Origin of the sequence: Pelotomaculum propionicicum (assembly GCF_004369225.1) — a bacterium.
GTDB lineage: Bacteria > Bacillota > Desulfotomaculia > Desulfotomaculales > Pelotomaculaceae > Pelotomaculum_B > Pelotomaculum_B propionicicum.
The window spans coordinates 1-653 of sequence record NZ_QFFZ01000162.1 but is presented as its reverse complement, the minus strand read 5'-3'; the positions used below and the strand labels follow the sequence as shown (position 1 = coordinate 653).

The following is a 653-nucleotide window of genomic DNA, read 5'->3' as shown; positions in this document are numbered from 1 at the left end:
GTAAAAACTTGGGGACGCGGGCGCCATTAATCGCACACGGCGTGCCAGCGTCGAACTTGGGCATCTATAGTAACTTTTCTACGAATGAATTCGCACCTGCATTTTCGGGGTAGAATGGTTAAACGGCAAAGGTAAACCAATATACTCCCTGCGGTTGACGTTTGGATGTATGTAGGTTAAACTACATACATGATAATTAATGTAAACAGGTAATACATCCAGTGCAGGAGCGAATTCATTCACATATTGCCACTCAGGAATGCAGCATATGCTACGCCTTACGCCCATTCTCATTGGAGGTGTACCATTGCAAGAGGCTATCTTGCGTTTACTGGAAAAAAAATAGCGGCGCGTATGTCTAATGTGACTTTTGTGGTATCTCTATGTGCAGTCGAACACTTGTTTTTAGAGTAGAGTAGAAATATTTTTCTGTGATGAAAGGGACGGTGTGAGACGTGAGAGATAAGATGCCGGTAACAGGCATTGTTACAGAGGGCAACGGTCCCGTACGGAACAATCCTGTTTCTCATGTCCCGGCTTCCGCGACGCACGGCTGCTTTATTGAGGTAACCGGTCTCACCCATACATACAACCGCGGCAAGCCCGGCGAGTGCCGTGCCCTGTCCGGAGTTGACCTCACCGTCAACAAAGGC

Annotated in this window: 1 protein-coding gene; it reads left to right on the top strand. The window is 47.6% G+C overall.

The features are described from left to right. Nucleotides 1-455 precede the first annotated feature (455 nt). Nucleotides 456-653, top strand: a 198-nt coding sequence (locus tag Pmgp_RS19340) for a hypothetical protein (protein WP_345789165.1), incomplete at its 3' end; no start/stop codon positions are given.